Annotated in this window: 21 protein-coding genes and 2 riboswitches; of the genes, 8 read left to right on the top strand and 13 right to left on the bottom strand. The window is 54.8% G+C overall.

The window, feature by feature from the left end; translation table 11 throughout:
• Nucleotides 1-61: 61 nt before the first annotated feature.
• Genes SPIRS_RS00965 through SPIRS_RS00915 form a run of 11 tightly spaced genes read right to left on the bottom strand, consistent with a single transcriptional unit; the run spans nucleotide 62 to nucleotide 10350 of the window.
• The gene (locus SPIRS_RS00965; protein WP_013252811.1) at nucleotides 62-907 is read right to left on the bottom strand and encodes a nitrilase-related carbon-nitrogen hydrolase; all 846 of its coding nucleotides are present in this window, start codon (nucleotides 905-907) and stop codon (nucleotides 62-64) included.
• 5 nt (nucleotides 908-912) lie between these two features.
• Nucleotides 913-1179, bottom strand: coding sequence for a cysteine-rich small domain-containing protein (locus SPIRS_RS00960; protein WP_013252810.1), 267 nt, complete (start codon nucleotides 1177-1179; stop codon nucleotides 913-915).
• Nucleotides 1169-2812: a precorrin-3B C(17)-methyltransferase gene (cobJ, locus tag SPIRS_RS22030; protein WP_013252809.1), complete on the bottom strand. Its 1644-nt coding sequence runs from the start codon at nucleotides 2810-2812 to the stop codon at nucleotides 1169-1171. Before cobJ ends, SPIRS_RS00960 begins: the two co-directional genes overlap by 11 nt.
• Nucleotides 2809-3585, bottom strand: coding sequence for a precorrin-4 C(11)-methyltransferase (gene cobM, locus SPIRS_RS00950; protein ID WP_013252808.1), 777 nt, complete (start codon nucleotides 3583-3585; stop codon nucleotides 2809-2811). The genes cobJ and cobM overlap by 4 nt, the downstream gene beginning before the upstream one ends.
• Nucleotides 3582-4256 (bottom strand): SAM-dependent methyltransferase, encoded by a 675-nt coding sequence (locus SPIRS_RS00945; protein WP_013252807.1) that lies wholly within the window; start codon nucleotides 4254-4256, stop codon nucleotides 3582-3584. Before SPIRS_RS00945 ends, cobM begins: the two co-directional genes overlap by 4 nt.
• A complete protein-coding gene (gene cbiD, locus SPIRS_RS00940; RefSeq protein ID WP_013252806.1) occupies nucleotides 4253-5392 on the bottom strand; it encodes a cobalt-precorrin-5B (C(1))-methyltransferase CbiD in 1140 nt (379 codons plus the stop codon). The genes SPIRS_RS00945 and cbiD overlap by 4 nt, the downstream gene beginning before the upstream one ends.
• 2 nt (nucleotides 5393-5394) lie before the next feature.
• Nucleotides 5395-6039 carry a precorrin-8X methylmutase gene (locus SPIRS_RS00935; protein ID WP_013252805.1) on the bottom strand — a complete coding sequence of 215 codons (645 nt, stop codon included), beginning with the start codon at nucleotides 6037-6039 and terminating at the stop codon, nucleotides 5395-5397.
• Entirely contained in the window at nucleotides 6029-7525 is a 1497-nt protein-coding gene (locus SPIRS_RS00930; protein ID WP_013252804.1) for a cobyrinate a,c-diamide synthase, read from the bottom strand. Before SPIRS_RS00930 ends, SPIRS_RS00935 begins: the two co-directional genes overlap by 11 nt.
• A complete protein-coding gene (locus SPIRS_RS00925; protein ID WP_013252803.1) occupies nucleotides 7525-8307 on the bottom strand; it encodes an ABC transporter ATP-binding protein in 783 nt (260 codons plus the stop codon). Before SPIRS_RS00925 ends, SPIRS_RS00930 begins: the two co-directional genes overlap by 1 nt.
• The gene (locus SPIRS_RS00920; protein WP_013252802.1) at nucleotides 8297-9322 is read right to left on the bottom strand and encodes a FecCD family ABC transporter permease; all 1026 of its coding nucleotides are present in this window, start codon (nucleotides 9320-9322) and stop codon (nucleotides 8297-8299) included. Before SPIRS_RS00920 ends, SPIRS_RS00925 begins: the two co-directional genes overlap by 11 nt.
• The gene (locus SPIRS_RS00915) at nucleotides 9319-10350 is read right to left on the bottom strand and encodes an ABC transporter substrate-binding protein (protein ID WP_013252801.1); all 1032 of its coding nucleotides are present in this window, start codon (nucleotides 10348-10350) and stop codon (nucleotides 9319-9321) included. The genes SPIRS_RS00920 and SPIRS_RS00915 overlap by 4 nt, the downstream gene beginning before the upstream one ends.
• A 75-nt stretch (nucleotides 10351-10425) precedes the next feature.
• Nucleotides 10426-10625: riboswitch (cobalamin riboswitch) on the bottom strand.
• 139 nt (nucleotides 10626-10764) lie between these two features.
• Between SPIRS_RS00915 and SPIRS_RS00905 the strand changes: the two genes are divergently transcribed.
• The 7 genes from SPIRS_RS00905 to SPIRS_RS00875 all read left to right on the top strand — a co-directional run bounded on the left by SPIRS_RS00905 (nucleotide 10765) and on the right by SPIRS_RS00875 (nucleotide 19712).
• On the top strand, nucleotides 10765-12252 hold the full coding sequence (locus SPIRS_RS00905; protein WP_041865935.1) for a cobyric acid synthase: 1488 nt from the start codon (nucleotides 10765-10767) through the stop codon (nucleotides 12250-12252).
• Nucleotides 12249-13211, top strand: a complete 963-nt coding sequence (cbiB, locus tag SPIRS_RS00900) for an adenosylcobinamide-phosphate synthase CbiB (protein ID WP_013252799.1) — start codon at nucleotides 12249-12251, stop codon at nucleotides 13209-13211. The genes SPIRS_RS00905 and cbiB overlap by 4 nt, the downstream gene beginning before the upstream one ends.
• A complete protein-coding gene (locus tag SPIRS_RS00895; protein WP_013252798.1) occupies nucleotides 13201-14343 on the top strand; it encodes a pyridoxal phosphate-dependent aminotransferase in 1143 nt (380 codons plus the stop codon). Before cbiB ends, SPIRS_RS00895 begins: the two co-directional genes overlap by 11 nt.
• Nucleotides 14340-15368, top strand: a complete 1029-nt coding sequence (gene cobT / locus SPIRS_RS00890) for a nicotinate-nucleotide--dimethylbenzimidazole phosphoribosyltransferase (protein WP_013252797.1) — start codon at nucleotides 14340-14342, stop codon at nucleotides 15366-15368. The genes SPIRS_RS00895 and cobT overlap by 4 nt, the downstream gene beginning before the upstream one ends.
• Nucleotides 15369-15614: 246 nt before the next feature.
• Nucleotides 15615-15812, top strand: a riboswitch (cobalamin riboswitch).
• Between the two features lie 160 nt (nucleotides 15813-15972).
• Nucleotides 15973-16809 carry a hypothetical protein gene (locus tag SPIRS_RS00885; RefSeq protein ID WP_013252796.1) on the top strand — a complete coding sequence of 279 codons (837 nt, stop codon included), beginning with the start codon at nucleotides 15973-15975 and terminating at the stop codon, nucleotides 16807-16809.
• Between the two features lie 5 nt (nucleotides 16810-16814).
• On the top strand, nucleotides 16815-18785 hold the full coding sequence (locus SPIRS_RS00880) for a TonB-dependent receptor plug domain-containing protein (RefSeq protein ID WP_245537656.1): 1971 nt from the start codon (nucleotides 16815-16817) through the stop codon (nucleotides 18783-18785).
• Between the two features lie 27 nt (nucleotides 18786-18812).
• Entirely contained in the window at nucleotides 18813-19712 is a 900-nt protein-coding gene (locus SPIRS_RS00875; RefSeq protein WP_013252794.1) for a sirohydrochlorin cobaltochelatase, read from the top strand.
• A gap of 93 nt (nucleotides 19713-19805) precedes the next feature.
• On the opposite strand, the gene SPIRS_RS00870 is transcribed toward SPIRS_RS00875, so the two are convergent.
• On the bottom strand, nucleotides 19806-20303 hold the full coding sequence (locus SPIRS_RS00870; RefSeq protein ID WP_013252793.1) for a flavodoxin: 498 nt from the start codon (nucleotides 20301-20303) through the stop codon (nucleotides 19806-19808).
• Between the two features lie 121 nt (nucleotides 20304-20424).
• On the opposite strand from SPIRS_RS00870, the gene SPIRS_RS00865 reads away from it, so the two are divergent.
• Entirely contained in the window at nucleotides 20425-21063 is a 639-nt protein-coding gene (locus SPIRS_RS00865) for an HD-GYP domain-containing protein (RefSeq protein ID WP_013252792.1), read from the top strand.
• Nucleotides 21064-21099: 36 nt separating this feature from the next.
• On the opposite strand, the gene SPIRS_RS00860 is transcribed toward SPIRS_RS00865, so the two are convergent.
• On the bottom strand, nucleotides 21100-21486 hold the full coding sequence (locus tag SPIRS_RS00860) for a DUF2023 family protein (RefSeq protein WP_013252791.1): 387 nt from the start codon (nucleotides 21484-21486) through the stop codon (nucleotides 21100-21102).
• Between the last annotated feature and the right edge of the window lie 84 nt (nucleotides 21487-21570).

The following is a 21570-nucleotide window of genomic DNA, read 5'->3' as shown; positions in this document are numbered from 1 at the left end:
GAAGTTTCAATTGCAATAGAGACCCTCGGGGCAGGCAGGATTAAAGCGTGATTAGCCGCGATTAGTAGAGTTCCGGCCGGCGAAGTGAAGGATACCAGCGGTCCCCCATGGCCGGGTCTTTCGTGCTTTTCTGCTGCCGAAGATCTTTTACAAGGGAAAGGTCGATATCTGCACAGAGCAAGGCTTGTCGGCCGGAAAAATCTTCGACCACAGCCTGTCCTTTTGGATCGATGATGAGCGCACCGCCGCCGAAGCGTCCTCCGCAAAGGTTGCAGGATGCAACGTAAAGGCCATTGTCATAGGCCCGGGCCGGGAGATATCGAAGCCAAAGCTCCCGTCGCCTTTGGGCGGAAAGGGGAGAGGCAAAGGGGGCTAAGATCAGCGCCGCTCCTCTAAGGCTTTGGGCCAGGGCAATCTCGGGTAGATGTGTCTCGATGCATAGCTGGATGCCGACCGTGGGCCCTGCCGAGCCCCCGACACCAATCATTGTGCCGATGTCGAAAAGGCCGATCTCATTGCCCGCCTCAAACCATTCCTGCTCCAAAGTGCCCAGATGGCTTTTTCGGTACAACCCAATTTCAGAAGCCCCGGGCAGCGCCACAGCCTGGGAAACAAAGGGTTTGCCACCTGACTCACCGGCCTCGATAAAACCACAAAAGATTGTTAGCCCGTAGCGATCGGCAAGAGGCAGGAGAATGGCTGCGACCTCCTCCGGATAAAGGGCAAGCTCCCGGGCCTTGGGGCCGCTATAGGAAGTGAGGGCTGCCTCGGGAAAACAGATCAGCATGGCCCCCGCCTCGGCAGCCTCATCGCACAAGTGCTCTACTATTGCGGCGTTATGCCGAACATCTCCGGGCCTTGCCTCCATGACGGCAAGGCCGATGCGTAGTTTATCCTCCCCAGCCATGAACCTTATTTCTTCTTTCCAGGGGGAGATTTCCGCCGTTTGAGTTCGGCAATGATGAGATCGTAGTTTTCAGGAATGTGAGGTCTGATGCAGCCGGTACAATCCTTGACCCCGTCGGCGGTCAAACGGTAATCTCCTCCGCAGTCGGGAAATTGATAGAGGGGGCAGAAGCAGAAAAGACAGTTCATCTCTTCGATCCCCTGGTGGCAGGGATAATAGCGGCAGTCGCGGTTTTCAAAGAATTTGTGGCTATAGGGTCGTTTATCCTTCATGTGGCTCCTCGATTTTGTAGCCCCTGGGGGTGATAAACCATCGCCCCTGCCGGTAGGAACTGCTGTTGCCGATTACCACAACCGAGGACATGCCGATATCAGGGTCATCGGCATCGATGCTTCCAAGGCTCTCAAGGCGAACCGATTGGCCCTCGCGCAGGGCGTTTGTCACCACCGCAGCCGGGGTATCCAGGGGCCTACAAGCGCGAAAGGAGTCCAAAGCCTTTTCCAGTAAGGCCTTTCTGCTTCGGCTTTTCGGATTATACAGCACGGTGATGAAATCTCCCTCGGCGGCAAGGCGCAGCCGTTTCTCGATCAGGGAAGCCTCGGTCAGCAGATCGCTTAGGGAGATGACCGCAAAGTCGTGCATCAGCGGCGCACCAAGCAAGGCGGCGGCGGAAGAAGCAGCGGTGACCCCGGGGATGATTCGCAGATCAAAGCGCTCTCCCGCTTCGGTCCCGGCCAACTCCAGGATCAGTCCCGCCATACCGTAGATACCGGCATCCCCGGTGGAGACAACGGTAACAATTCTCCCCGTTCGGGCAAGATCGATGGCAGCGGCGGCCCTATCCTTCTCTTTCCGCATCCCCGAAGCAAAGATCTCCTTTCCCTCAATGAGCTCACCCAAAAGTTCGAGATAGCGATGGTAACCAACCACAACCTCGCACGCTTCGATGGCCCGAACCGCTGCAAGGGTCATATGCTCCGGCGAGCCCGGCCCGATCCCGACCACGTACAACACGCCCTTTGTGTGCAGTTTACGGTGTGGGGGCAGCCCTTCAGCCTCGCCCCCCGCATGCTCCCCGGCGCTCCCTCCATTGACACTATTGATCGATTCTGACACTTGCGGCAAATCAGCCGAAGCGGACAGCTCGTCGGAAATGGAAAGGGGGCCTATCCGCTCCCGGGCAATCGCAACCGTCACCCCGTCTCGACGATACAGGGGGGCGATTAAGGAACCTTGCCTGGCGGCAAGCAAGGCGCAGGGCTCTGCCACGGCGGGAATGCCGATGTGCCGGGCGGCGGCACTGGGGAGAAAGGCGCCGGAGAAGCGGCTGATCTCCCGGGCACTTACCCGGCTAAGGGGAATGTCGAGGTCGGCGAGAGCCTCGAGGAGGCCAGGTTCCAGACATTTTTTACCGATAGTGGCTGCAATTCTGACATCCGACAGAGAGAGGCCGGCCTCCATAAGGGCGGTGGTGACGGCCTCTGCCACAGTAGATGCAGCGATATCCTTGCGGGTTCCAATACCGAGTACAATCGAGCGCCGGGCCTCGGTAGCGGTACTCACAACGGGGCGACAGCCCAGGATCCGGGAGACCTCCCAACAGAGTCGGTTTGCACCGCCCTCGTGTCCGGAAAGGAGGCTCACCGCATTACGGCAACCGTTATCGACGACCACCACCGCAGGATCGTGATATTTATCCCGGAGAAAACCGGAAATCATCCTGACGGCGATCCCCACCGCAGAGAAAAAAATGAGCCCCTCGTAAAGGGGAAAGAGCCGTGCACTCTCTTCTGCGAGACTGCCTGGTCGACTGCAATCAACAACAGACAGATCGGGCATCTGCCCGGCAAGGAGGGCTGCAGCGTTCTTCCCTGCTTCGTTTATACAGAGGGCAGCCAGTTTCACGCTTCACCTCCTGTAGTTTCCCGGCCGCTTCGAAACCCGTGAGAAAAATTCGCATCGTAGAGCTTGGAGGCCTCAAAGCTTCCGGGGTTCAGCACATCGCCGACAAGGATGATGGCCTGCCTGTCGATTCCCGCCTCTTGCATGAGCCCGGCAAGGGTGGAAATGGTTCCCTCGATGATCCGCTGGTCCGGCCAGCTTGCCCGGTAAACCGCTGCAGCGGGGGTGTCGGTACCGTAGAAGGGAGCAATCTCTTCCATCGCTTCTTTTACCATGGAGGCACTGAGAAAAAGCACCAGGGTGCTTTGCGACTGGGCAAGGGCCCGGAGCCTCTGGGGTTCGGGCACAGGGGTACGTCCCTGCCGTCTGGAAAGAATCACCGTCTGGCTTATCCCGGGAAGGGTCAGCTCCCGGCCCAGGGCCGCCGCCGATGCGGAAAAAGAACTGACACCGGGGACAACCTCCCAGGAAATCCGTTCGGCCCGGCAGAATCGAATCTGCTCACCGATGGCACCGTAGAGAGAGGGGTCTCCGGTATGGAGCCGGGCGATGCTTCCTGTGTGGCCGGCTCTCTTCTTGAAAACGGCACATATGGCATCGAGGTCCATGGAACTGGTGTCATATATCTCGGCTTCGGGCAGCGCCCAGTCAAGCAGCTTGGGATTCACCAGGGAGCCGGCATACATGACAATCTCAGCCTCTTCGATGAGTCGACGTCCCCGGAGGGTGATGAGTTCGGGATCCCCGGGTCCCGCACCGATAAAATAGACCTTCACACTGACTCCTCTTCCATTCTATGCATAATGATCGTACACAGCCGTCCACCTTCCTGAACGGCATCCAGGCGACAATAGGCGATCGATTCACCATCTTCGCCGATGTCCCAACAGAACCACGCCTTGAATCCACGAAAACGAGGCTCCTCTACAATAATCCTCTCGGCAAGATCCCGGTCGCCACGGGGGCCTGCGGTGAGGACGACAAATCCGCTCATCCCCGAAGGGGGATGGGAAACAAATCTGCGGACAAAGGATGCGATATCCTCGCCTCCGCTGCCGTGGAGGGATACCAGTTCCAGCTCCTGCCAGGGAATGCCGATCTTTGCACAGGCAACCTGAAAGGCGCTTAGGCCGGGAACGATGCGGAGCTCCCACTGAGGGTAACGGGAGCGGACCAGGGGAAGCAGGCTATGGAAGCCGGGGTCCCCGGATACCAGGATACCGATCTCGTCTTCCCCCCCAAGACGCAGGCGATCTATCTCATCCAGCCCAGAATAGATGCCAACTCCTCCGTCGGAGGAGAGATCGACAAAAGGGCTTGAGGGGGGGATGAAGCGGAGGGCGTGGCTCCGAAATCCGGCAAAAACCGTGCACGTTTTTATGGTTTCACGGGCCAGGTCGAGGGTGTAACGCCCATCTCCGGGTCCCGTTCCGATGATATGGATCATTTCAGCCATCCTTCCACCCGCTCTTTTGGCCAGGAGCCCAGGGAATGTCCTTTCAAATCGAGAAGCACGACGCCGATCGTACAACGCCCCTCCACCAGTTTCTCCGTCCGCTCGGCAGCCCGGCGGGCAATAGCGTTCCAAATTTCATCGAGGCCCCAGTCGTGTATTAAGGCAACCGCCTCTTCGGCAAGGCTCAACGACAAGAGCCTGCGGACCTTCTCGGCCGAGGCACCAGCGGCGCCTGCATAGGCAGCGATCACCTCGAGCCTGGCATCCCCGCTGCTCCAGTGGGTATTGAACATGGCAACAGCGATCTTTGTCAGCTTTCCGATGTGCCCGACCAGAAGGAGTTCCTTTGCCCCATGGTCGGCCCCGCGGAGCAGGGCATGGCCCACATGATCCCCCACGGTAACCACCCGGTCCAACGCGATGCCCCTGGAAGAGAGAAAGGCCTCCCCCACATAGCCTGGGGTGATAATCAAACGGCTCATCCCGCTTTTCAGATAACTGTGGATCACCCGGTTGATGGAGGCCTTGTAGGCCTCCTCCGACTTGGGCTCGACCACCCCCTTGGTTCCGATGATCGAAATCCCGCCCAGAATGCCAATCCGGGGGTTCCATGTCTTCTCGGCCAGGGCAATCCCTTCGGGAACGAAGATTTCGACCCGACAGCCCTTTCCCTCTGGCAGCAATGGTAAAAGCTCCTCTCGTATCATCCTTCGGGGAATCGGATTAATAGCTGCCTCTCCCACCTTGCCGGCAAGCCCCGGTCGGGTAATGCGCCCAACCCCTTCTGCGCCGTCGATTTCGACCCCGTTCCCTTCTTTTAGACGAACCCTGGCACCGATCAGTATGCCGTCGGTGATGTCGGGATCATCCCCCGAATCCTTGCGCACCAGAGCCTCGGCCCCTGTTCCGTCGGATGTCGCCCCTATGCTCTCTACGGGAACAAGAATCTGCCTGCCGCTGTAGCGCCTGTGGCCTTTCGGAAGGGTGATTTCGACCCGCTTATCCGCAAAGATACCGAGAAGGAATTCAAGGGCGGCCCTGGCCGCTGCCTGGGCGCAGCTGCCGGTGGTGATCCCCAGACGCATGCCCGAGACCTTCCCCAACTCCTGATCGTACCACTGTGCCATGCTCAGCCCCTCTGTTCCGCCCTTTGTTCGGCAAGAAAAAGCAATCCGTTCACGATGGCCGCGGCAATAGGACTTCCACCACGTTCGCTCAGATTGGTAATGCATGGATAACCGGAATCGTAAAGGGCCTGTTTCGACTCGAGGGCCCCGACAAAGCCCACCGGAATACCGACCACAAGCGCCGGTTTCACCCGGCCCGATTCTATCATCGAAAGGAGCGCAAAAAGGGCGGTTGGAGCATTGCCGATGGCAACCACGGCTCCGTTCAAAAGAGAATGTTCTGCCGCCTGCCGCATTCCCAGGGCCGATCGGGTCTCTCCGCTCTGCCGGGTCCCGTCAATCACCTTGGTATCGTTAAGAAAACAGTGTACACGGCATCCCAGTTTCTCTGCCAAAGCAGCACGAATTCCCGTCCGCACCATCTCCACATCGGTGACAATGGGGCAGCCCGAAGATATCGCTTCTATTCCCCGCTTCACGGAAAGCTCAGGCACATGACAGCTCTTTCCAAACTCCACATCGCCGGTGGTATGGGCAATACGGATCACGATTTCCGTCACATCATCGCCTGCGGAAAAATCCCCAAGCCTGCTTCTGATGATGCGGAAACTCTCTTCGGTAATCGCCTTTCCTCTGCTACTGTTCATCGTGCTTACTCCTTGATTGCCGATATTCCCTGCAAGCCGCCACAAGGTGTCGCGCAGGTTCGGGAACGCCGGTAAAGTGGAGATGGAGATAGGCGGCCGTACTCCTGCGCACCGAAAGGCCGTCAAAGCCTATCGTTCCTTCCTTGTCGAGCCGAAAAAGCCATTCGGTTTCGGATGGACCTTTCACCATGTTCGACCAACGGTAAATGTGTCCCACCAACTCCATTCCCGCAGGACCGATCACACTCGGCCTTAGTGTTCTGGCCTTGTGGTAGCCCAGGGCCGACAGCTTGTTGCCCATCTCGATCTCTGTATCGAAGAGGCCGACCATGGGATACCCTTTTCCCCCGACAAACAGCCGCCGACAAAGGTACATGAGCCCTCCGCATTCGGCGTAGATGGGCATATTGTCAAAAGAAGCGGCCCGAATCGATTCGATCATCGTGCGGTTTGCCGAAAGTCGCTCTGCATGAAGCTCGGGATAACCGCCGCCGATGTAGACACCGTCACAGCCATCGGGAAGCCGGCTTGCCGAAAGAGGCGAAAAAGGGACGATTCTGGCCCCCAAGGATTCCAGCATATCGAGGTTGTCCTGGTAGTAGAAGTGAAAGGCATCGTCCATTGCCACGGCAATGCAAGGAGAAGGAGTATCGGTCCCGATCCCGGCTACAGCCCTATCCGCCTTACCACCAGAGCTGCCCGAAATATCGATACCATCGACGCTTTCGCCCCGGATCGGTGTAAGAGAAGAAGCGGAAGCGGCGATGGCAAGCAGAGCATCCAGGTCGATATGCTCGGCAGCAGCATCGCCGAGGATGCGCAGGAGCGAGGAAAGCCGTTGCCGACCCTCCTCCTCCCAGGCAGCGACTAGACCGAGGTGGCGTTCGGGCATGGACGGCATGGACGATTTCGGAAGCCAGCCCAGAACAGGAAGACCGGTGGCCCCTTCCACTGCCCGACGAACCATGGAAAAGTGACGATCCGATCCGATTCTGTTGGCGATAAAACCGGCAACAGGGCAGTCGGGATCGAACTGCTGCATGCCCAGGGCAACCGCCCCGGCGGTCTGGGCGGCGGCTCCCGCATCGATGACCACAATCACGGGAGCCGAGAGGCTTTTTGCAACCGAGGCGGTGGAGCCTTCGGAAGAAAGCCCGCCCCTGCCGTCGAAAAGTCCCATGACCCCCTCTATAACCGCAAGGCTTTTCGGCTCTTTTCGGCAGGCCTCATTGCAGTGTCCAATAAAAGAGGAAACCATCCCCGCCTCGCCCATCAGCACCGGATCGAGGTTTCTGCAGGCAAGCCCTGCGGCTGCAGAGAGGTGACCGGGATCGATATAGTCGGGCCCGACTTTCCAGGGAAGAGGTCGATAGCCGCGCCGGTGAAGTGCCTCAATCAGGGCCAGGGTCAGCGTACTCTTTCCGCTGCCGGAAGATGCTCCCGCAATTACGAAACGGGGAAGGGCAAGGGAAGAAATGTGTTCCATCACTGTTTTCCTCCCAGAGGAACGACAAAGGGACAATCATGTTCCTCGTCCTGCAGGAGCCGCACATCGATGGAAAAGACATCCCCAAGGAGCGGAGGGGTAAGGACCACCGAGGGTTCCCCGGTAGCAAAAATCCTACCGTCTTTCATCACAAAAAGCTGGTCGGAGTAACGGGCCGCCTGGTTGAGATCATGGAGTACCGTCACCACCGTCCGCCCCATCTCCCTTCGCAACCTGTCGATCAACTCGAGGATCTGGAACTGGTAGGCAATATCGAGATGAGTCGTCGGCTCGTCGAAAAGCAGGAGTTCCGCCTCCTGAGCCAGGGCCATGGCAATCCAGGCCCGCTGGCGTTCACCACCGGAAAGGCTTGCAACCTCGCGCTCGCTAAAGTCAAGCATGTCCGTTGCCTCCAGAGCCTGTTCCACCACCTCCCGATCCCGGGGACGAAAGCTGCCGAACCATCCGGTATGGGGATATCTGCCATAGCCCACCAGTTCCTTCACGGAAAAATAATCGGGGATTTGAGGAGTTTGGGCGAGAAAAGCCATGGTTCGGGCAAGGCCCCGTCCTCCGTAACTATCCAAGGGCCGGTCCATAACCCTAACGGAACCGGAAACAGGCTTCAGGTTGCGGGAAAGGGCCTTCAGAAGCGTCGATTTCCCGCAGCCGTTGGGACCGATGATTGATGCCCAGGAGCCGGCAGGCACGGAAAGAGAGAGATCTTTAACAATCGGTTTGCCGCCGTACCCAAGACAAAGCTTATCAGCCTCAATGACCATGGCCGCCTCCCATTTTCTCCCCCTTTTGCCTGAGCAGGTAAAGGAAAAAGGGTGCACCCAACATCGCCATGATGATACCCACCGGCAGCTCCTGAGGCCGAAGGATGACCCGCCCGAGGGTGTCGCAGAGAAGAACAACAACGGCTCCGAGAAGGGCTGAAGCGGGAATGAGGTAACGGGCGTTATTCCCGATCACAAGCCGCGCCACATGAGGGACGATCAGCCCCACAAAGCCCAGGAGTCCCACAATACTGACCGCAGATGCGGCGAGGAGGGAGGCAATCAGCATGAAAAACATGCGGGAGGCCTCGACATTGAGGCCCAAGCTGTTGGCCGTCTCGTCGCCGAGAAGCAGAATATTGAGTCGATCCGCCAAGAGCATAGAAAAAAGAAACCCTATGAAGGCGTAGGGCCACAGAATTCGGACCTGCTGCCAGGTGACGGCAGAGAGATTTCCCACCATAAAACCGATCACGTGCTGAACCCGATCGGGAAAGAAGATCATCAAGGCGTTACTTCCGGCGCCGAGAAAGGAGGAGACGGCGATTCCCGAAAGGACGAGACGCAACGGGGATGCTCCTCCCTTCCAGGCCAGCAGGTAGACCAAAAGAGCAGCCAGGAAGGCCCCGCCGAATGCCACCGGCGTCACAAGGAAATAGTGGCCGGGAAAAAGGATATAGATGCAGACCGCCGCAAGCCCGGCCCCGGCGGAAACCCCGATCACATTCGGTGAGGCAAGGGGATTGCGCATCACCCCCTGCAGGAGTGTACCGGAAAGGGCAAGACAAAAACCGACCAGGGCGGCGGCAATGGCTCGCGGCATCCGCACCATCATGAGGATGCGATGATCCACCGACGTAGTGTCGATAAAAAGCGCCCGAAGGATCTGGCGGAAGGTAAAACCGGAAGAACCGAAGCGGATCGCCAAAAGGAGGGCGGCAAACAGCAGACAGAGAAGAAGTACTAAGATTGCAAGACGGTAACCGGTACGGCTCCTGATATCGAAACGGCTCACTCAGCCTTCCCCTCCCCGGAACCGAGACTGAAATCCGTTCCAGGATACAGGAGTTCGGCAATCCTCTGAAATGCCTCGGGATAGGCGCGGTTCGGCTTGTAGATGGAAAAGGACTTATCCAGATAATGAAACCGTCCGTTTTTCACAGCCGAAAGGGAAGCCCATACAGGATTGGATGAAACCTCCATTTCTATCCTGGCCGTACACTTTTCCACATCACCCATGGTGGTGACGAATATGAGATCAGGATCCTGTTCGAGGATGTATTCAAGACTGAGGTCGACTCGACCGGCTCCTTCGAAGGCCGATTCACGATAGATATTCACCGCTCCAAGACGCTTGCAGTAGTCTCCGGTCACGGTCTCCTCGGTTTCCACCTTCACGTAGTTGGTGGAAGCAAAGAGGATACACACCTTTGGATGCACGCCCTTCGGTACCCGATCGATAATGGACTGAACCTTTTCCTGCGTCGGAATCAAATACGCTTCGTAGAGATCCCGTCGGCCGTTGAGCCTGGTAAAGAGATCGAAGATGAGACCAAAATCATCATAGTTTTCATAATTGATCCCAAGGCTCGCCACCCCTTCAGAGGCAAAAAAATCACTGATTTTTCGCTGGTATTCACTTGTTCCCGAAAAGATAAGCAAGTCCGGTTCCAGTTTCATGATTTTTTCGACATCGATACTGGCAATGGAACCAAGCACGGGAAGATCTTTTGCCTCGGCGGGCACATTGATTGCTCCCCTCAGGCGGGCAAGGCTTGTTCCTCCGGCCATATACCAGAGGTCGAGTATCGAATTGTGCATGATGACGGTTCGTTTGGGGAATTTGGGAATTTCGACAATCCGGCCCGAAACCTCCCGAAAGCGTACCGACGCATCGCTCTCGCCCAAGATCGACATCCCCGACTGCGGACTACCGGCCACCTTTCGGTCGGATGCCGGCTCCTGCGTCCCTCCGGCAAAAAGCAGAGATGTCATGCACACAAACAAAAGAAAAACGGCGAGAGCCCTTCGAACGAAAACCATTGTTCCTCCTCTGATAGACACAGGAGGACCAGAGACAGGAAGATCCGGAGAGCTGCAAAAGTGCAAAAGCATGGATGCTCTCCGTTTTCCCAGGCAGGTCTTCTGACTCACGGATCATCTTACTTCTACCGCCTTCCCACACCTTCAGATGCAGTGACGTTCCGCCTGTGGCGGATGGTAGGTTCATCCCCGTTTACAGCTCTCTTGCCGAGTGCAGGACTCACACCTGCTTCCCTATTCTGCCGATTCTGGCCACCTGGAATGGTTGGCTTCATTATAGCTCCAAGAAAAAGCCTTGCAAGAGGCATGCCCCTTTGGAAAGGGATCGGGACCTTCTTTTTCGAAAAATAGTGCAAAAATAAAAACAATACTCCTTGAGGAAAGAGAAGATTTCGGCTCTACTAGATCTACACTATGTCACGAACCTTAATGATCCAGGGAACATCCTCGAATGTCGGTAAAAGCCTCCTTGTCGCCGCCTTTTGCCGAATCTTTGCGCGAAAGGGGCTTCGGGTCTTTCCCTTTAAAAGCCAGAACATGGCCCTCAACTCTTTCGTAACCAGCGAAGGCCTGGAGATCGGCAGAGCCCAGGCCCTCCAGGCTACCGCGGCAAAACGGGATGCCGAGGTAGCCATGAACCCGGTACTGCTCAAGCCGGAGGGTAACAGCAGCTCCCAAGTGGTGCTGATGGGAAAGCCGTGGCGACGCCTAAGCGGAGGTGAGTATTACAAGGCGAAGCCTGCGTTGTGGGAAACCATCACCGAGGTTCTGGATAGGGCGGGGAAAGAGAACGACCTGCTTATCGTCGAAGGAGCGGGCAGCCCCGCCGAGATCAATCTGAAGGAACACGAAATCGTCAACATGCGGGTGGCAAGATATCTACAGGCCCCGGTTCTTCTGGCCGCCGACATCGACAGGGGCGGCGTTTTCGCATTCCTTTACGGCACCCTTGCCCTTCTCGAGCCGGAGGAACGGGAACTGGTCAAAGGTTTTATCATCAATAAATTCCGGGGCGATGTCGAACTGCTCAAACCGGGGCTCGATATGCTTCGGAACCTGACAGGAGGCGTCCCGACCCTGGGCGTAGTTCCCTACCTGAAGGAGATCTCCCTCGCCCAGGAAGATTCGGTGTTTCTCGAAGAGCACCGCTTTTTCGGCTCCGGAAGTACCGAGATAGCGGTCATGCTTCTGCCCCACATCTCCAATTACGATGATTTCGACGCCCTGACCATGGAGCCGGGCCTACAGCTTCGTTTTGTGGAACATCCAAGAGAGCTGGGTAACCCTGCGGCAATCATCCTGCCGGGAACCAAAACCACCATGGCAGATCTGCTCTGGCTCAGGCAGAGCGGCCTTGCCGAGGCTATTTGCCGCAAAGTCGAAGAGGGAACATCGGTCATTGGTATCTGCGGGGGCTTTCAGATGCTGGGAAGGCAGATCATCGACAAAGAGGGGGTGGAGGGCAGCGCCGGAAGCCTCCGGGGCCTTGGGCTGCTGGATGTAACCACCTACTTCAGTCGGGAAAAGAAGACGATCCAGGAGACAGGGACCCTCTGCAGTGATAAGGGAACCCTTGCTCCGATGAAAGGGTACAAGGTCAGCGGTTATGAAATCCACATGGGTCATAGCGCGCTGGGAGAGTCGGCCGGTCCTTTTCTTGCAACCGGCTCAGGAGGGCGCGACGGTGCAGTATCACCGGACGGCCGCATCATCGGAACCTACTTTCACGGTCTCTTCGACGAGGCCGCTTTCAGACGGGGCTGGCTCGCATCTCTGGGCTGGGAGCCTGAAGGCAAGCCTGTAAGCCTTGTCCAGAGGAGGGAAGAAGAACTGGAGGCCCTGGCCGATGCGGTGGAAGCGGCCATTGATATGAAGCAGCTGGAGGCAATCATCGGACTATGAACCTTTGCCTGCCGATTCTTGCGGGAGCCCTGCTTTACGACCTGCTTTGGGGCGATCCTCCCAACCGTTTTCATCCGGTAGCCTGGATGGGAAGCCTCATTTCCCGCCTCTGGCAGCATCGGCCCAAACAGGGGAAGTGGCTTCTTTTTTCCTACGGCGCCCTTATGACCATCTGTGGAGCCCTGCTCTTTTCCCTTCCCCTGCTTCTTCTAAACAGGATTCCGATCCTGCCGAGGTTGGTTCTGTCGATCGTTTTTTTGAAAATGAGCTTTTCTCTCACCACCCTCCTGCGAACGGGGGACAAGATCGCACGGGCGCTGGAAGCCGGGGACCTTGCATCGGCGAGAAAGCTGACAGCCTTTCACCTTGTCAGTCGGAACACGAGCGAACTGGAGGAGTCGGAGCTCTGCGGTGCGGTGGTCGAATCCCTTGCGGAGAACCTTACCGACAGCTTTACCTCACCCCTTTTGTACTATCTTCTTGCGGGCCTTCCCGGTGCCTTTGCCTTCCGCTATATCAATACCAGCGATGCCATGATAGGCTACCGCACGGGAGACTTCGAGTTCGGAGGTAAATGGGCGGCTCGTTGTGATGATCTTCTGAATTTTATCCCGGCCAGAGTGACGGCCTTGCTCATCATTTTGGCCGGAAGCATCATACCGATACGATCAGCCCCTGGGGAGGGTAATGGTGCCGGGAGGAAAAGATCCCTGGCGTCCCTCTTTGCATGGCAGAATGCTACCGAAAGCCCCAACGCAGGCTGGACCATGGGCGCCGCAGCCGCTATTTTAGGCTTACGCCTGGAAAAAAGAGGGCACTACGTCATAAACAGTACAGGTCGCCTTCCGAAACCCGCCGACATTCGCCGTTGCATTAGGCTGGTTCGAAGATCGGCCCTTCTTTTTCTTCTACTTTTGGCCGGTATCCTTGCCTGTACGGGGGTGATCCTTGGTTCCTGATGCAAAACACCAAGCCGGGAAACCGGAACAAGCGGCGCTGATACGCCCCGAGCTTCTTACATCTCAAACGGTACCTCACGGAGGAAGAGAGGCAAAGCCCTTTGATTTCTCGGTCTGCCTCAACCCCTTTCCCCTTCCAGACCCGGTTGTCACGGCCATTGCGGCCGCGCCGATGAACCGCTACCCCGACACAAGAGGCCGGCAACTTGCCGGGGAGCTTGCAAGGTTACACGGCTGTGATCCCGAACGCCTGCTGCTTACCAACGGGGTGAGCCAGGCCATCTTTCTCACCGCTTTTGGCCTCCTGGAACGGGGAAGAAACGTGCTGGTTGTCGGTCCAACCTACGAAGAGTATGCAAAAAACAGTGCCCTCATGGGGGCACGGATTGATAGTTTCCGGGCGAAGCCGCAGGAAGGATTCACGCTATCCATCCCTTCCCTTATCAGGACCATTGGTGAGTTGAAGCCCGCGCTGACATGGATCTGCAATCCCAACAACCCCACAGGGCTCCTTCTCGACAGACGGGACATCGAGGAGATAGCAGACTCCTGTTCCAGCTGCGGCGGTCTCCTGGTCGTGGACGAGGCGTACATGAACTTTGTCGATGAAAACAGACGCTACTGCGCGGAGGCCGAAAACATCGTGGTACTGCGTTCCATGACAAAGGATTTTGCCCTTCCCGGACTCAGACTGGGCTATAGTATCGCGCCTCACCGGATTGCAAGGGCCCTTAGCGCCGCCCGCCCCGAGTGGAGCATCAACGCCCCGGCTCTTGCCGCAGGCCTTGCCGCCATACAGCATCGGGAAGTCTTTGAAACACAGTGGCGACGGCTCCGACTACAGCGGCAGAGCCTTGAGACAGCAGCCGCAGCATTAGGTTACGGCATATTCCCTGGAACGGCCAACTTTTTCCTCCTGTACTCCGGAGCAAAAGCGCGTGCACGGCGGTTCCGTGAACATCTTGCCGCCTCGGACATCGCCCTGCGCGACTGTACATCCTTTGACCTGCCAGGGTTCTACCGGATAGGAATTTCAAGCGAAGAAAACAATAGACAACTGCTCGGTTTCCTTGCCGCCGAAAGCGGTCCGACCGGACAGGATGAAACAACAGAGAAACGGGAGAAGACATGAACAACGAACAGATCAGAACAGCAGCCCGGAAGCACCTTGACGGACTGACCAAACCGGTGGGAAGCCTGGGGAAACTGGAGGACTTTGCCGTCAAAATGGCGGAGATTCAGGGAAAGGTCGTTCCAGAATCGGGAAAAATGGGCGCCTTTGTCATTGCCGCAGACCACGGCATCAATGAAGCAGGGGTCTCCATGTATCCCAAGGAGGTCACCAAGCAGATGGTTGCCAATTTTACCCAAAACGGTGCAGGGATCAACGTACTTGCGCGTCACTGCGGATTCGATGTTTTCATCGTCGATGCAGGGATAGCCTCGGACGTCGATCTTTCCCAGGTGATCGGCTGCAAGGCAGGATACGGAACCCGGAACTTTCACGAGATAGAAGCAATGACCGCCGACCAGCTTGAGATCTGCCTTGCGAATGGAAAACAACTAGCGGAAAACGCGGTTACCGAGGGCTACAAAATCCTCGCCCTCGGTGATATGGGGATCAGCAACACGACGACCGCCGCGGCCATGGCAATTGCCGGGGGGCTACCTGCCGAATCGATCATCGACAAGGGAACGGGCATCAGCAGCGAAATGCTCGATCACAAACGACGTGTCATCCTCGAATCTATCGAACGCCATGCCCCTTTTTCCGATGCAAAGGATATCATGCGCAAGGTCGGTGGCTTCGAGCTGGCTACCATGGCAGGCTTTATCCTCGGTCTTAAAGGGAAGGGCTGCGCCTGCATGATCGACGGATTTCCGGTAACAGCCGGGGCCTATATGGCCTGGCTCATGGACAATGAAGTCTCGGCTTATCTATTCGCCGGCCACAAATCAAAGGTGAAAGGACACGCGGTAATGCTCCAGGCCATGGGCCTCGAAGCGATTGTGGAGCTGGATATGCGACTGGGAGAAGGGACGGGAGCGGTTATCGGCGGCTTTCTGGTCAATCTCGGAATCAAAATCGCTTCGGAAATGGCATCCTTCAACGATGCGGGAGTCTCCCAAAGTACCGGCAAAGAAGAAAACTACTAAGGGTATCGCCGCCGGATAATGCTTCGGCGGCAGCCTCCCCCTGCTTCTTACTATATCTACTGTTCCGAATCCTGGTGATTAAAGCGACACAATTCTTTTTTCCGCAGTCAATTGAAAGTCAAACTATGGGGAAAAACAAGCACCGACATAAAAGCAAGGATTTTACCGGCAAAAAGGTATGCATACCACCAGGATTCGGAACACTAAGAAATAAATACCAATTCGCAATAAAAAGTACTATACCAATCGAATTTTTTCCGTCATGCTTTTGTCGTACATATTTAGATGGTGTTGGGTTCGGGGAATCCGGTGAAAATCCGGAACAGACCCCGCTACTGTAACCGGGTACCAAGTTTCTACAAAGCCACTGGCGCAGGACGCCGGGAAGGCGGAAACGAGGGCCAATCCGGGAGTCAGGATATCCGGCCTTGAAAAAGGACCTTTCTGAAACGAAAGGTGCCCACCACCATGCAAAGCGCATCTCGGGGAAGAGTGTGACGCAGAAAAATCCTACCATTCCGGTTCACTGTCGGCCCGGTCTCTATCTATGATTTTTCCAGGTAGTCTTTCTGTCCCCGTGATTCAATTAAACGAGGAGGAGACTATGCGAAAACATGTGTACACGAAAAACGTAGGGAAGGCTATCACGCCATTTTTGGTAATCCTTCTGTTCTTTGCTGGCTGCGACCTTAATAGTTCCGGAAGTTCCGACTCCGACGGCGACACCATTACCTATGAGGGGAAACGGAACAAGCCCTCTGACACATGGATCTATACCTATCTTTTTATCGACCTTGAAGATCCTGAAAACCCGGTGGAAGCTACCGGAGGGGATGATCTTTCAACTATTACAGAAGGGTCAAACACCAACTGGGAGATTATGATCACGGCCCAGAAGGAAATCCTGACCAACAGCGGGGTAACCGCAACATCGTTAAGTTCCAGCGGCCAGGGTGGTGTAGTCTATGCCCAGACAAGCAACTTCGACCAGTCGATAAGCATCACCGAGGCACAAGCCCTCTTTGCCGATGATTCAAATGACTACTCAAACGACGGAAAAGATTATTCCTACTATGGTAAATACAAAGTAGACAGTTCAGATCCCTCTGAACCAACCACGGGGAATGCCATCTCCTACCCAGGTTATGCCTATAACAGCAGCTATCCGCAGGATCCGCAACGTGACGGGCAAGCGCCCTCCACCGCATGGGCTTTCGGAGAGGTAGGAGCGCATGTCGATGTAAATTTCGGTCTTGGCAGGGCCTATGCCGAGTGGGAACGGATGAGTCCAAACTTCTCCAACTTTACGAATAATGTTTATATTGTCCGCGGTGGGGATGGGAGTTCCTACTACAAGTTGCAGATTCTGGATGCCGAATATTTGTCGGATAGTACAAACAGAACATACATCTACAAGGTCAAGACCGCCAAAATTCAGTGATGGCCATGACAAGACAGCTTTTACCGGTCGTATTGCTCATTGCCGGGGCCTTTGCATGGCCCCCGGCCCTTTCCGCTCAGCAACAGGAGGGAAAGCCAGAAGATGAAGCAGCCGAAGCACAAGCAGAAACAATAGAAGAGCAAACAGAGGAAGCAGATGCACTGCCTGTGCTGAATATCGTGGTGGCGGGAACGCGGACCGAAAAAGAACAGAAGGATTCGCCGATTCAGACCGAGGTGATCACGGAGGATCAGATTGAGGCTTCCGGTTCCGATACTCTTGAAGGAGTTCTGGGAGAAACGGGCCTTCAGTTTGCCGAAACGGGAATGGGAAGCCATGTCCAGATGCAGGGTATGGACGGGGAAAGGATTCTTTTTCTCATCGACGGCCGAAGGGTAAGCGGCAGGGTGGCATCCAATATCGTGGCGAATACCATTGCCATGGATAATGTTGAACGGATTGAGATCATACGAGGTCCGCAGTCGGCCCTGTACGGTTCCGAGGCAATCGGCGGAGTGATCAACATCATCACCAAGGAACCGGACTACGAACTATCGGGAGATTATCAGGTCACGACCCGAGCCCTGCTACCGATCTCGGAGAGTTCCGATCCCGCTTACACATCATTGGCAAACAAACAAAGCGGCCTGGCCCACCTAAACCTTCCTATCGGGGCCTTCGCCAACCGCCTTACCCTGTCGGCGGAACACGCCTTTCCCTATCTGGACGATGAAGACCAGTCCCTCTATCCGGGCGCCACCAGGGCAGACGCAGGACTTGATTCCGATATCGTTCTTTCATCCGGAGGGACCCTGGCCTTTGGTAGTGCCTACTCCTTTCATCGCCAGAAGGAGAATATCTCCTCGGGAGGGGCCTTCGACCGAATCGATACCCAGAGGCTTAATTCCTACATCGCCTATGATGTTACCACAGAGAAGAAAGGCTTTCTCAAAGCAAACCTCTACCATAACTACTTCCAGCGGGATAAATCCCAATACAGCAGCATTCTGGACGAGTGGAACGACTCCGGCAGCGAATATCAGCACTATCTAAGCGGGGATCTCCAGTACACTCAGCCGCTTGGAGACCAGAACGAGCTGACGATGATCGGTTCCTACGGTTACGACAGACTCAAAAAGTACAATATCGGAGACTATGCGGTTCACCAGCGCCATACCTTTTCTCTGGTATTGCAGGATGAACAGTACAAGAAGGACAGCTATTCCCTGCTCGCAGGCTTGCGGAGCGAGTACAGCAACGATTACGGCATCTTCTTCGCACCAAAACTCTCCGGCATGTATGTGCCTAGGCCCGGGATAAGAATCCTACCCTCTGTCGGGCTTGGTTACCGTGCGCCCTCATTTCTCGAGCTCTATCTCGATTCCGCAGGCAATATCTATCACAAATACGGCAATCCCGACCTGGATCCGGAAAGATCCGTTTCCTTCAATCTCGGTGTGGATTGGACCAGGGAAAACGTAACGCTGCAATTCGCCGGATATCATAGCGAATTGAGCGACGAAATCGTCTATGACTACACGGACCGGGCCGACGACGACGGACGGCAGGTCATCATCAAGGAAAACCTCGATCGTTCATCGAGAAGCGGTTTCGACCTTTCCTTGAACTGGAACGTGCTAAGCGACCTCTCCATGACCGCACGTTATGGGTATCTTTTTGCCTACGATAGAAGCGCAGGTGAAGAGCTCGACCTTGTACCAAGCCATACAGGAGGGGCATCTGTGCACTACCTCCTGAAGCCTCTTGCCTTGAAGGCCAAGTTCTCGACTTCGGTGACAGGCCCTCACGAAAGAAGCGAGCATACCCTCGTTACCTTTGATGTGTATCTCGAAAAAAGCCTTAAAGATAATTTTGAACTATTCGGAGGCGTCGACAATATTACGGGTGTACAAGACGACTTCTCGGACCTTCTTGCAGGGCCGGTTCTCTATCTCGGCATCCGCGGCAGCTTCTAAAGAAAATACAATGGAAAGGAGTAAAGGATGAAAAGCAAAAGCATGAGGAAAGTAGCCTGCATGGCTCTTGCCCTCGCAGGGAGTTTGATGCTTGCTGCTTGTGCAAGCACGGGAGGAGAAAAGCTGACAATGAACACAAACGGCAAAAAGGGAATTCTTGTGATAAGTTTCGGTACGAGCTATCCCGAAACACGGGCAGTGACCATTGATGCCTGTGAACAAAAGATTGCCGAGGCCTTCCCCGAATATGAGGTACGGCGCGCTTTTACCAGCCATATTATCATTGGTATTCTGGATAAACGGGATGGTATTCATGTCGACGCGCCCGCAGAGGCTTTGGAGAAGATGTATAAAGAAGGCTTTTCGGAAGTGCTTATCCAGCCCCTGCACATCATTCCCGGAGAGGAATACACGGGCGAGGTTCTCGCCGTCGCACGTCGCTATTCTGGAAAATTCGAAAAGATAGCGATAGGCTCTCCGATCCTTTCCACCACGGAGAATTATTGGAAAGCAGTCGATGCCGTTTCAGCCCAGTTGCCTTCCCTCGGAACAGGAGAAGCCGTGGTGCTGATGGGACATGGGACCGAGCATCCAGCAAACTGCGCCTACGCAGCATTCCAGTACATGCTCGCGCGAAAGGGTTTACCCGTATATGTGGGAACCGTGGAAGGGTATCCTGCACTCGACGATGTTATCGATCTGCTGCATCGTGATCATATCTCAAAGGTGACATTGATGCCCTTCATGGTTGTAGCAGGAGATCATGCAACAAACGATATGGCTGGGGACGAGGATGATTCCTGGAAGAGCATTCTTACCAAAGAAGGCTTTACGGTCGATGTCTATCTCCATGGACTTGGAGAAAACAGCATAATCCAGAATATGTACATTGATAATCTGCATAGCGCCGAAGTCATAAACGAATAGCTGGCCGATTCTACCAAAAAACGGGGCCGTTCAGCATGTTACCGAACGGCCCCTCAACCAACCCCAAACGAAAGAACTCATGTGATATGTTTTTTACAACTCCTTTTTGACCTGTTCGGCCCATGAAGCGATGCGTCCATCGCTTAGATCGGACTGATTATCCTCGTCCAGGGCAAGGCCGATAAAGGCATTGTCCCTGACCGCACTGGATTCTTCAAAATCATAGCCGTCGGTCGGCCACTGGCCGATGCAGCTTACATCTTTTTTTGCAAAGGCATCATAAAGTTGCCCCATCCCGTCGACAAAGGTATCGGAATAGCTTTCCTGATCGCCGAGCCCAAAAAATGCCATCTTTTTCCCAGCCAGGTTTACAGCACCAAGCTTTCCGATGGCCATCTCCCAATCATCCTGCAGATCTCCTGCACCCCATGTAGAGGTTCCCACGACAACGGCATCGAATTGTTCCATCTTTTCAACCGAAGTATCGGCAATGTCGAACAACTCCACATCACCAAAGGCATTTTTTATCCGCTCGGCGGCATCCTTTGTATTTCCAGTCGTAGAGCCATAAAATATAGCAATCTTACTCATAAAAACTCCTTTCCATCCGAACATCCCGGATCGTTATCGCTTGACACTATTCGTCTTAGGTAATCTAATTAGTTATGCCTAATTATACAAAAAAGCATGATTACCGTCAAGAGGAGATTGCATGGCAACAGCAGAAGATAAAATCACCCTCCATGAGATGGTGGAAGTTATTGTAACGATTTTAAACGCACGGGATCCCTACACCTACGAACATTCCTGGAGAGTTGCGGCACTATGCGAGCAAATTGCAAAAGAGATGAATGTTCCACAAAAATGGATAGACACTTTGCATATTGCGGCACATCTTCACGACATAGGTAAGGTGGGCATTCCCGATTTTATTCTAAACAAACCTGGTAAGCTTTTGCCGTATGAATACGAGCTTATCAAGGCTCATTCGATCATAGGGTATCAAATCGTCCACAAGATTCCCATTCTGCAGGAGATTGCACTCTATATCAGGCATCATCATGAGCGATGGGACGGTAAGGGCTATCCCGATGGTTTGGCAGGGAAGGAGATACCCCTGGGCTCCAGAATCATTGCGGTAGCAGATACCTTCGACGCTATCACAACCCATAGACCATATCGCTCCCCTCGGCCATTAGGAGAAGCCTTCACCGAGATAAAAGCAGCGGCAGGAAGCCAGCTTTGCCCCGAAACCTGCGAGGTTTTTATCGGGATGGAGAAAAAGATAACACAACTTCTCGGTACTGTTGAACAAGAGCTAAAGGAAGCCGGTAGATCATTAAAAAAATAACTGGAAAGACACAGAAAACCAGTTAATCAGCTTTGATCAGCCGGTTTTCTCCAATGATCCTGAAGGCAGAAATGATAGGTCACGGGCGGTCTCAGCCTCTATTTCGAAAATCTCTTTTCTGGCCAGATAGCGCTTACACTGCTCGGTCCTGTTGTAGCCAAGCATAATTCCCAAAATGAAATCTTCTTCTGGCGTAAAAGCGTTCAAAGGTTTATCACCGAAACTTGTTACAACATGAACGCAGGCCTTGTTACCGAAAAAAATATTAATTTTCCGCTTATTTACCCTTCTGATCAAATAGCTGATATTATTTCGCTCAAGACGACGAACGGCCTCAGCTTCATATGAGGCATCCAGGGTATGCAGCACCAGGCTGCGAAGCCCCTTTTTGTATTCATAGATATGGTGAGCAAGTACCTTCATCAGCAAACACTCCACGTCCTCATATCAGGGGAATAGACACTTTTTTCCATCAAACTTTTTCCCAAAGGGGGTGGGCAGCCTGTG

Origin of the sequence: Sediminispirochaeta smaragdinae DSM 11293 (assembly GCF_000143985.1) — a bacterium.
Lineage (GTDB): Bacteria > Spirochaetota > Spirochaetia > DSM-16054 > Sediminispirochaetaceae > Sediminispirochaeta > Sediminispirochaeta smaragdinae.
The sequence above is the reverse complement of the archived record's forward strand: the minus strand, read 5'-3'. Positions and strand labels throughout refer to the sequence as shown.